The sequence below is a fragment of the Enterobacter sp. 725m/11 genome (assembly GCF_011683705.1).
In the GTDB taxonomy this organism is placed as follows: domain Bacteria; phylum Pseudomonadota; class Gammaproteobacteria; order Enterobacterales; family Enterobacteriaceae; genus Enterobacter; species Enterobacter bugandensis.
Window position 1 is genome coordinate 100,162 of record NZ_JAAQOK010000010.1, and the last position, 8,160, is coordinate 108,321.

The following is an 8,160-nucleotide window of genomic DNA, read 5'->3' on the forward strand; positions in this document are numbered from 1 at the left end:
CAACGCATTGTTATTTATCTTCGAACTTTACTGCCATGCATTTCTTATGTTGGCGGCCTATCCCTCTCTTTTTAGGTGGGTAAATAATGATGATATATCCTGAAGCTTCTTAAAATGGGCCAGGCTTTTTATCTTTTGGCTTTCAGGCCTTGAGGAGAGCTTTACACGCCATGCAGGGATAGCCATTTATTTCTGATTATCTTCAATTAGTTATATTTTGGTGAACATGTTTTCCACACGTGATCATATAAGCCTGAACATCATAATTAATACAAGTGGCTTAATAAAAGTAATAAATTTGCGTTAAGGAAAGGCTTTTATCATGCACACACAGACCATTTTTGAATTAAGTCAGGAAGCTGAGCGTTTGTTACAGCTTGCCCTGCAAAATCTCGATACCCTGAAATCAATGCCGACAGCGAAGCTGGAGAGCACGACGGCTGCTATTACAGGTGAAAAGAACAACGTGCTGCCTTTGCATTTTAGTGCGCGAGGCGTCGAAGCGCAGCAGGCAACGCTGAATAATGAATTACGCAAAATAACACGTCTGGAAATGGTTCTGGCTATCGTTGGCACGATGAAAGCGGGGAAATCGACCACCATTAATGCCATTGTGGGTACCGAAGTGTTGCCGAACCGCAACCGCCCAATGACGGCGCTGCCTACGCTGATCCGTCATACGCCAGGTCAGAAAGAGCCGGTGCTCCACTTCTCACATGTCTCTCCTATTGATGATTTGATTCACCTGCTGCAGAAAAAGCTTGGCGATTACGATCGCGGCAAGCTGGCTCTGCAACTGGAAATTGATAAGGACATGAATACGCTGCTGGAGCGTATTGAGAAAGGCGAGGCCTTTGAAAAGCATCATCTCGGGGCGCAGCCAATATTTCATTGCCTGAAAAGTCTCAATGACCTGGTGAGGCTCTCCCAGGCGCTGGGCGTGGCGTTTCCGTTCTCTGAATACGCGGCCATCGAACATATTCCGGTGATTGAAGTGGAGTTCGTGCATCTTGCGGGTCTGGATGCGCACCTCGGGCAGCTGACGCTGCTCGATACTCCCGGCCCCAATGAGGCCGGACAACCGCATCTGCAAAAAATGCTTAGCGAACAGCTAGCTCGCGCGTCGGCGGTGCTGGCGGTGATGGATTATACCCAGCTTAAATCTATTTCTGATGAAGAGGTCCGTCAGGCTATTTCGGTTGCGGGGAAATCAGTGCCTCTGTATGCGCTGGTAAATAAATTCGACCAGAAGGATCGCAATAGCGACGATGAAGAGCAGGTCAGGGCGATGATCTCCGGTACCTTAATGAAAGGCACTATTTCGCCTGGCCAGATCTACCCTGTTTCCTCTATGTGGGCGTATCTGGCAAACCGCGCCCGCAACGAGATGAATGCCCGCGGACGCCTGCCGGATCATCAGGAGCAGCCCTGGGTGCAGGATTTTGCCGAAGCCGCACTCGGACGCCGCTGGCGTTCGGCGGACCTGGACGATATAAACCATATCCGTCACGCAGCCGATTTGCTCTGGGAAGATTCGCTGTTTGAACAGCCGATACGCAAACTGATTTACGCCGCCTATGCCAATGCCTCGCTATTCGCGCTGCGCTCGGCCTCGCATAAGCTGCTCAACTACGCGCAAAATGCCCGGGAGTATCTCGACTTCCGCTATCAGGGGCTGACGGTGGCCTTTGAGGGGCTGGAACTGAACATCGCGCGTCTTGAAGAGGATATGGCGCTGCTGCAGACGCGCCAGAGCGCGGTGAGCGATGAGGTGAAACATGAAGTTGACCAGGCGCTGAACGCGACCGCGGACTTTATGGAGGCCGAAAAATCGGCGCTTCACCAGGCAGTGGGCCATGTTTTCAGCCCTCAAAATATTCTTGATTTGGCAGGCGTTGAGCGGCTGAATCGCCGCAGTGATAAACTGCAAGAGCGGGAACCGCTGGTTCTGGATGATGAAGGTCAGGCGCAGATCGTCCTGAGTAAAATTCGCTCCTCCTGTGAACTCATCATGCTGGATGCGCAGGCAAAAATTGCCCGGGAGCTGGCGTTACGCTTCGATCAGCTGGAATCTACGCTGGCGCGCTCGCTGAATGACGCTATCCGCCCCATTGAAACGCGTATAAAAGAGCATCTGAGCCATGCCGGCTTCCGGGCGCGGATCAGCTTCCCGGCTTTTCTGGCAAACCAGCTTGACTTCAATACGCGGGCACTGTTTAACGATGCCATTGCACAGGATAACCGCCCGGCAGGTCAACTTTCCGCCGGGAGCAGTATGCGTGAAACCGTTTCGCGTTGGCTCAATAATCCGGGCTGGGGCTGGGATGAGTATGTGGTCACGCGCACGCACTATGTTATCGACATTGCGCAACTGCATGACAAATTTAAGCAACATATTGATCAGTTTTGTGAACAAATACGTAAAGCTTTGTCCGCGCAGGTCGATGTCTCTGTTACGGCCGGAATGGCGACGTTCTTTGCAGAATTTTCGTTATGCCTGACCGGGTTACAGGAAAGCTTGCGTGATAGCCTCGCAGTGCGTCAACAAAATGAGCATTCAACCCGAGCGCTCAGCCAGCTGTTGAAGCAAAGCATTTCGACTGCGACGTGGATTCAGGAAGATACCCGACTGTTACGCGATGACATTCAAACTCTATTCGCAGCAGAGCAACCATGACAACACAGCTACTGGACGGTCCCGGGCGGACGCTGGAGTGTATTCATCCCAGGTTTATGGTCGATCTTGTGCAGGGCGTGGACGCGGCGCGCCATCCCCATCTGGGGCCGCAGCAGCTGCAGTTTCGTGAACGTTTGACTCAGGAGATCATGACGCATACCCGGCTACGGCCCTGGGCGATGGCGGGAATGCTTAACGAGAACGCGGCCCTGCGCCTGGGGCTGGCGGAAAAACTCGCCGGCATGTTGGATCCAGGCCATCTTGCGCTGACGCTGATGGCCGATAAACTGACTGCACTGTGCCAGCAGGCTCACCTGCGCGCTCAGCCATCTCCCGGCCTGCTTGAACAGTATGCGGAGCTCTCCTCTCATTTTACCCAACGTGCCGCCTATAAAGAAAAGGCGCTGACCCAGCGTGGACTGACGGTACAGGCGGGCGAGCACAGTGAACAAATTTTCACCCGCTGGCGAGCCGGTCACTATGATGGCTGGTCTTTAGCCGGGCGCTGCTTCATTGTTCTGGAAGAGCTGCGCTGGGGAGCATTTGGCGATGCCTGCCGTTTGGCGAACAACGATGTGTCGGCAATGCTCAAGGATAATTTACGCAGCATGGCCGCCAACTACCTCGCGCAGGGCATCAATGCGTCTCCCACAACGCGCCATTTCTATCATCAATGGCTGACCACACCCGCTTCGGCGGGTTTAATCGATCACAAAGACATGCTGGGCTGGCTGGGAGACTGGTGTCAGGCGGATATACACCCGGTGAGTTGGTCAGTGACGCAAAACTGGCAGACCGTCGCGCTGGGTATGCCGAGGCTGTGTTCGGCAAAACGGCTGGTGGATGCAATGGTGGAAGAGATTTTTGGTTGAACCCCTCATCCTGACCCTCTCCCCATAGGGGAGAGAGGATGGCTGGCGCGGTGTGTTAGTGATTCATTTCTATCGGTTTCGGTTCAGTCTGGATCTCTTGCACATTTCCGTAGCGTTTCGCGTATAGCGCCGTGATGATGGGCACCAGGATTGCGGTGACAATCACGCTGGCGGCAACCAGTGCCGTCGCGGACGCGGCCACCGGTTCGAAGGCCGGGTTAATCTGGGCGATAATCACCGGGTTTGCAACGGCAGCGCCTGCGGCTGAAGAGGCGGCGACGCCCGCCGTGCCGTTTCCTCCCCCGATTACGCGGTCAGCAATGATCAGCGGAATACCGGTGATGATGATAACCGCGACACCCAGCACAATCCCCAGCAGTCCCGTATCAAGAATCACGTTCAGGTTGATGGTGTTACCCAGTGCAAAGCCAAAGAATGGGATCAGCACCGGCGTGGCTTTGCTGAAGAAATCACGCAGATCGTGATCCAGATTGCCCAGCGCGAAGCCGATCAGGAATGGCAGGATCGCGCCGACAAAATGATGGGGCTCAAAAGAAGCCAGGCCAGCGGACCCCAGGATCAGCATCGTCATGAGCGGGCCGGACTCCAGAGACATCAAAACAAACGCGCCGGACTCCTCTTTCGTTCCGTACTGGTTCATCAGGCTGGCATACAGCCCGCCGTTGGTCATGTCCATCGCCGAGACAATCGCCAGGACGGATAACCCGGCGAAGAAACCGGTCTGAATTCCATTTTCAGGAATGAACATCGCGCATATCATTGCGACCACCCAGGCAACCGCTATTTTGGTTATCACCAGCGTTCCGGATTTGCGTAATACGGTACCGGTTGCCCGCAAATTAATGGATGCGCCGATACAAAAGAACCAGACCGCCAGGATGGGAACGGTACCCGTAATCATCCCCTTTGTGAAACCACCAAAATAAGCCCCGGTTTCAGGTGCTAATGTATTCAGAATAGCACCGAGTACCAGCGGCACCAGCATCATACCACCCGGTATGCGTTCTATCGTGGCTTTAATCTTCATCTCTAACCCTCACAATTTCGCCTCTCATGGTGAGCGGCAGGTGCGAATAAAAAAATTAATAAATTCAATTTGATGAAGGGTGCTCTTGATGATTGGTTTGTGATAACCCTGCACCGAAATTCAGTTAGCGCTCTCGTTTCCTCTCGTCAGAAAACATGCGTCGCTATGTTTCAGGAATTATCATGCGATCGATGGAATATTGATTCAATGAAAATAAAACGGTGTTTTAGTTATCTTCATCACATATTGAATGTAAACTTTACGGCGCGTTGTGAGAGCTGAAAATTTATGTAAATCTCTTGTAAAAAATATGGCTTTTTATTCTGTTGGGAAAAGAAAAAGGATGAGGGCGAAAATGAGGGCTCTGGAAGGTTGAGAAAGTACTTATTTGCGGTAGTTGACAAAAACTGTCTTCACCTGACGCAGTATAAATATATGTGTGAAGTTGATCACAAATATAAACGCTGGTAGGGTAAAAAGGTCATTAACTGCCCAGACAGGCGTCAACAGGTTCGGTTGTATCGACGGAAAACGTCAATGTAAGTAAACCTGCTACGCTTGAAGATGGAGGTTCGCATGGAGCGGATCTCGGGTTCACAGAGTGCGAGTTGGCTGTGGAACGGACAGGGCTAAGTCTACGAGGAAAGCTATGCTAAGAAGGAAAAAGGTTAAACCCATTACGCTTCGCGACGTCACCATTATTGATGACGCTAAACTGCGTAAAGCGATCACCGCCGCCTCGCTCGGTAATGCGATGGAATGGTTCGATTTCGGTGTCTACGGCTTTGTTGCCTATGCATTAGGTAAAGTGTTCTTCCCCGGTGCTGACCCAAGCCTGCAGATGATTGCCGCGCTGGGTACATTCTCCGTTCCTTTCCTGATCCGCCCGCTGGGTGGTCTGTTCTTCGGTATGCTCGGTGACAAATACGGTCGCCAGAAAATACTCGCTATCACCATTGTCATTATGTCGATCAGTACGTTCTGTATCGGCCTAATACCGTCCTATGCCACGATCGGCATCTGGGCACCTATTCTGCTGTTGCTCTGTAAGATGGCGCAGGGCTTCTCCGTCGGGGGAGAGTATACCGGGGCGTCGATCTTCGTCGCGGAGTATTCCCCTGACCGTAAGCGCGGCTTTATGGGCAGCTGGCTGGACTTCGGTTCGATTGCCGGGTTCGTGATGGGCGCAGGCGTCGTGGTTCTGATTTCAACCGTGGTCGGTGAGGAGAACTTCCTCGACTGGGGCTGGCGTATCCCGTTCTTTATCGCGCTCCCGCTGGGTATTATCGGTCTTTACCTGCGACATGCGCTGGAAGAGACACCTGCGTTCCAGCAGCACGTTGAGAAACTGGAGCAGGGCGACCGCGAAGGGCTGCAGGACGGCCCGAAAGTGTCCTTTAAAGAGATCGCGACAAAGCACTGGCGCAGCCTGCTGACCTGTATTGGTCTGGTGATTTCCACCAACGTCACTTACTACATGCTGCTGACCTACATGCCGAGCTATCTGTCGCATAACCTGCACTACTCGGAAGATCACGGCGTGCTGATTATTATCGCCATCATGGTGGGTATGCTGTTTGTACAGCCGATTATGGGTCTGCTGAGCGACCGTTTTGGCCGTCGACCGTTTATCATTCTGGGTAGCGTAGCGCTGTTCGCGCTGGCGATCCCGGCGTTTATTCTGATCAACAGTAACGTGCTGGGTCTGATTTTCGCGGGTCTGCTGATGCTGGCGGTGATCCTGAACTGCTTTATCGGGGTGATGGCATCCACATTACCTGCGATGTTCCCGACGCACATTCGTTATAGTGCGCTGGCGGCGGCGTTCAACATCTCCGTTCTGATTGCCGGCCTGACGCCTACGCTTGCCGCCTCTCTGGTGGAAAGCACGCAGAACCTGATGATGCCAGCCTACTACCTGATGGTTATTGCGGTAGTCGGCCTGGCGACCGGCCTGACCATGAAGGAGACGGCGAACCGTCCTCTGAAAGGGGCGACGCCTGCGGCATCTGATATTCAGGAAGCGAAAGAAATCCTGCGCGAGCACTACGATAACGTTGAGCAGAAAATTGAGGATATCGACGCAGAGATTGAAGAGCTGCAGAAGAAACGCTCCCGTCTTGTTGATCAACATCCACGCATTAACGAGTAATAAAGAAACCCGCCAACGGCGGGTTTTCTTTTATTAGCATCCGGCGGCGATGTAGTCGCCGTTGGCGCTAATGGGGATGACGGTCAGGAACAGGACGGTCGCGAACAGGATCAGGATGATACCTCCGGCAATTTTAACTGCCGGCACCAGCCATCTGAACGCGCTATCTCCCCCGAACCATGCCACCGTGCGTTCACGGGCATAACGAACTGCCAGTGATAGCCCCATAATAGAGAGTGCCGTACCTAAAGACATGGTCATAACGGCCGCCATTCCCCAGGTGACAATGCCCAGCGCGTTCGAAAACATCAGAATCATGATCGCACCGCTGCACGGACGTGCACCAATCGCCAGAATGACGCCCAGACGCGTTTTCCAGTCACCTTGTGTCAGATCTGCGCCCACGCCGTGATGACCACAGCCACAGTGTTCATCGTGCTGATGAAGGGGAGTGATGGCTGAGATCCTTATTCTTTGAGGCCGCAGGCTTTTCAGCGCCTGGTAAATGATGAAAGCACCAAACGCGCCAATCAGCACGGCGCTTATCTTCTCGACATACCAGCGGCTGGTGCTGATATCCCCTGACGCGAGGTTAAATCCTACTGCCAGAATAAAGACAAACAGAATGGCGCTGACGCCCTGCATCAGGCTGCCAAGAAAGGGAACGGTGCGTGCGGCCAGTTCGCTCTCCTTATTTGTGCTCAGGTAGGTTGTCACGATGAACTTCCCGTGCCCCGGCCCGATGGCGTGAAGGACGCCATAAAAGAAAGCGCCTGTTAAGAGCCATAATCCACCGCTGTACTGATTGTTATTAAGCTGCAGGAGATACATCACCAGATAACGGTGCAGCGTAATCTGCGTGGCAAGGCACCACTGGATAAAGGCGTTCCAGTGCGTATGCAGCGTAAAAGCGGCGAAGAGGATGGTCAGCAGCATCAATCCGGCCGTAGGGAGGCGCCAGTCGCGAGGCAGGCGTTGTGTATTCATCAGGGGGAGCTCTGCGGAGAAGAATATTTGCCGCTAGTATAGTTGATCTTCTCTTTCAGTTCGCAGGATCGCATCAGGATCTTGTTGTAATTGTGGATAAGTCTGTGCGTAAAAGGGTATAAGGCGGGGTTTTGCTGGGGAATGCATCAGTCAGTCATTTTTTTGCAACTTTTCTGTTGCGGGCTGCGGAGAACTCCCTATAATGCGCCTCCATCGACACGGCGGATGTGAATCACTTCACAGTTAACCCGGTCGGTTGAAGAGAAAAAATCCTGAAATAACGGGTTGACTCTGAAAGAGGAAAGCGTAATATACGCCACCTCGCAACGGTGAGCGAAAGCCGCGTTGCACTGCTCTTTAACAATTTATCAGACAATCTGTGTGGGCACTCAAAGTGACATGGATTCTTAACGTCCTCGGACGA

The 8,160-nt window shown here is 52.8% G+C and carries 5 protein-coding genes; 3 read left to right on the plus strand and 2 right to left on the minus strand.

Annotated features, from left to right (window positions below):
• The first annotated feature begins 322 nt into the window (after positions 1–322).
• Both crfC and HBA26_RS06405 read left to right on the plus strand, forming a co-directional pair.
• The gene (gene crfC, locus HBA26_RS06400; RefSeq protein WP_126346012.1) at positions 323–2,677 is read left to right on the plus strand and encodes a clamp-binding protein CrfC; all 2,355 of its coding nucleotides are present in this window, start codon (positions 323–325) and stop codon (positions 2,675–2,677) included.
• Positions 2,674–3,549, plus strand: coding sequence for a diguanylate cyclase regulator RdcB family protein (locus HBA26_RS06405; protein ID WP_028015219.1), 876 nt, complete (start codon positions 2,674–2,676; stop codon positions 3,547–3,549). The genes crfC and HBA26_RS06405 overlap by 4 nt, the downstream gene beginning before the upstream one ends.
• 55 nt (positions 3,550–3,604) lie before the next feature.
• On the opposite strand, the gene kdgT is transcribed toward HBA26_RS06405, so the two are convergent.
• Positions 3,605–4,597 (minus strand): 2-keto-3-deoxygluconate transporter, encoded by a 993-nt coding sequence (gene kdgT / locus HBA26_RS06410; RefSeq protein ID WP_063155534.1) that lies wholly within the window; start codon positions 4,595–4,597, stop codon positions 3,605–3,607.
• A 649-nt stretch (positions 4,598–5,246) separates the two neighbouring features.
• Between kdgT and proP the strand changes: the two genes are divergently transcribed.
• Complete coding sequence (gene proP / locus HBA26_RS06415; protein WP_041911505.1) at positions 5,247–6,749, plus strand: glycine betaine/L-proline transporter ProP; 1,503 nt, start codon at positions 5,247–5,249, stop codon at positions 6,747–6,749.
• A gap of 33 nt (positions 6,750–6,782) precedes the next feature.
• Here proP and HBA26_RS06420 read toward each other — a convergent pair whose 3' ends face one another.
• Positions 6,783–7,736, minus strand: coding sequence for a nickel/cobalt transporter (locus tag HBA26_RS06420; RefSeq protein ID WP_126346011.1), 954 nt, complete (start codon positions 7,734–7,736; stop codon positions 6,783–6,785).
• Positions 7,737–8,160 lie beyond the last annotated feature (424 nt).